The organism is Janthinobacterium sp. ROICE36 (assembly GCF_002869965.1).
Classification (GTDB): domain Bacteria; phylum Pseudomonadota; class Gammaproteobacteria; order Burkholderiales; family Burkholderiaceae_D; genus Janthinobacterium.
Map to the genome: position 1 here is coordinate 1 of NZ_PEBS01000154.1, position 2567 is coordinate 2567.

The 2567-nt window shown below is 51.5% G+C and carries 2 protein-coding genes and 1 pseudogene; all 3 read left to right on the forward strand.

Annotated elements, in window-relative coordinates:
- Window positions 1–283 (forward strand): annotated as a pseudogene (locus CSZ94_RS28235) (hypothetical protein); the annotation flags it as partial.
- 370 nt (window positions 284–653) lie between these two features.
- Window positions 654–1022: a hypothetical protein gene (locus CSZ94_RS27800; RefSeq protein ID WP_146009918.1), complete on the forward strand. Its 369-nt coding sequence runs from the start codon at window positions 654–656 to the stop codon at window positions 1020–1022.
- A gap of 43 nt (window positions 1023–1065) precedes the next feature.
- Window positions 1066–2346 carry a hypothetical protein gene (locus CSZ94_RS27085; RefSeq protein WP_102124326.1) on the forward strand — a complete coding sequence of 427 codons (1281 nt, stop codon included), beginning with the start codon at window positions 1066–1068 and terminating at the stop codon, window positions 2344–2346.
- Window positions 2347–2567 lie beyond the last annotated feature (221 nt).

The window sequence follows — 2567 nt, forward strand, 5'->3', positions numbered from 1 at the left end:
CCCGCCGAATGGATTCGAAGACATCGAACTGGCCCGACAATGGGTGCTGAAATTCGTCACCTGGTACAACGGCGAGCATTTGCATAGCGGCCTGTCCTTCGTGACGCCGGAACAGCGCCACAGCGGCATTGCCGACGCCGTTCTTAGGCGGCGACGGGAGGTCTACGCGCAGGCGCGGGAGCGCCATCCGTTGCGCTGGAAACGGCCGCCACGCGCGTGGCAGGTGGCCGACGAGGTTTGGCTTAACCCGCCGTCCAAACTTGACCAGCGCCGCGCCGCATGACCTGCTGAGGAAAGGACTGAAACGACGCATTCTAAAACCGCATTTATGCGACAACTATCTTGACATCTACCGCCCCTAGCTCAGCGTACCCCCACCCTACACGCTCAGCCAAAGCTTTGGCTTTCGGCAGCTCGGGAATTCGAAACTAACCCGTGTACGGCATCGAAACGAGCCCCAACCATTCAAGAGCGTGCGAGCATGGAAATCCTCAAAGATTGCCCACCGAGCGTCTTATATCGCCAATACAAAAAAATCCACGGGAAATGCGCTGGTCACTACGAATGCAAAAGCTTAGCATCTCGTCTACTGGCTTTGTTGGAGGCCGCGTCGGCAAAGAGCGAACTAACCGCGGCAATGAAATGAGGAAAACATGACTAAATCTGCTTCGAAAAGGGCGCCTGCTTCAAAACGACTTTCCACAGTCGCGCCGCCTGTAACGCAACTTTCTGCAACACAACTGCCCGCGAAGATTCCGGCTGCGAAGAGACCCGCTCAAAAATCAACTTCTGCATCAAAGCCTCCGCCGACCAGGTCTCCGGGAGCACAGATTCTTGGAAGTCACCCCTCGACGACACTGGGAACTAAAATGACAATTTCGGATGCATCTCGCATTTACAAGACAACAGCTTTAAATGGTGACGGCAGCGTTCAGCCCGGCTCGTTTGCTGCCAGAGCAATGCGGGCAGCAATGCTTGCCGATAATAAAGTAGCTATGTCAGATAAGTCAAAATCAAAGTGAGAGTGTGTGCTGGTTCAGGTAGCACTTCGGAAAGGTAGCGAGGATGGCAAAATATGTAGCAGAGAATTCCACCTATCCCACAATAGGTGCGGTTCTTGCCTTCATTGCGGTACGGAGCGGTCTAGTTTCGGCGACTGACGACGACCCGCTTTACGAACGATTGAAACCTTTTGTACGCGAGCAAAAGGGTAAGGATTTCGCGGAATTGGAGTTCGTCCTAGATGTTCTTCAGCGCAGGCTGGAAGGGAGGCTAGCGCCGCCCGAAGTAGGAAATTTAACTTTTGTCTTTTTCCGCCGATTTTTAGAGCGATACAAATCTTTAATCCAGGCAGGCAGAGCTTCAGTATTTGGTCGTGACCATTTCATGAATGAAATTCTAATTCCCAAATTTTTTGTTCCTTACGCTGCGTTTATTTTGAGGGAACTGAGCAGAATCCCATTCGATTTTTTTGACCTCGACCAGCTACTGCGTTCTGACGCGCCACTGAGGGTCATGCTCGAAATTCCGCTGAAGGCCAAGAGCAAAGATTGGAATCATCTCGCCGAGCTCTATGAGGGCAAGCATTTGGTTCGCGGAGAGGGCGAGCCAGAGCACGATATTGATGACAAAAGAAAGTTGATTCGCCGATGGGGCTCCGGCGATGCCACGCCTGACCTGACGATTTGCTTGGCCCTCCTTGATGGGTTGGATTGGGCTAAATACAGCGGATTTGTATTTTGGGTTTGGATTGCCAGATTCCTTCAAAAAATTGATAAAAGCCATCGCGTTCTAGTTGCCGACGCTGTTCGGTTGAACGAGCCACTGCCTGACGTTCACCAGTTTTCTAAAGAAATCACGAACGAGAATGATGCAATCAGTCGCATGAGCATCCGCCAGGATGCCGTTGTCGTCTTACGCAATTTATCGGCGCTTCTCTTCTATGATACATATCGGAATTTCGGTGATAAAGCGCGCGTCGAAGGCCTGCTTGCAGATGTGCGCCTACTCGTCGAAGGGAAGGACCATATTAAGTACTACGTGACTTGGCTGGAAGCAAAGTACTGGCTCTACTGCCGCGACTACAATCGCGCCCTCGAGAAGTATGAACAAGCATTTTACGAAGGGATGTACGGCGACTCACAAGCAGAAACGATGATTCTTCCGCAATGGGCCGCAGTCGCGCAAAAGCAAAACGCGAAATCAGCGCTCAAGCGTATCGATAGCCGAATGAAATTTCTTCGTATCTATCCTAATGGGCTCGGTGCCGACGGAGTTGCAGCGATGCGGCTTGAAGCGTTCCGGACGAATTTTGGCGCGGGAAGGCACTTCATCGAGTGTTTCTAATTTCACACAGCTCAATTCCTGAGTTTTCTGCAGCCATGCGAACGCCATGCATTTATTGTCTAAAAAATACTTCTTCCTGCTCTCGCAGTGTAGATGTTTAGAATTGGGTGATCATATTCCTATTCGCAGCTTGCCCTACTTCAAAGCCAGGCGCCTGTTGAGTACACTGTTGATTCCTGTCACCTCACCGCCAGCGCCATGACCCAAGCCCTTCACAGCCG

What these genes read in the sequence shown, in the direction of transcription:
- CSZ94_RS27800 (WP_146009918.1), top strand. Translation starts at nt 654, where the DNA reads ATGACTAAATCTGCTTCGAAAAGGGCGCCTGCTTCAAAACGACTTTCC.
- CSZ94_RS27085 (WP_102124326.1), top strand. Translation starts at nt 1,066, where the DNA reads ATGGCAAAATATGTAGCAGAGAATTCCACCTATCCCACAATAGGTGCG.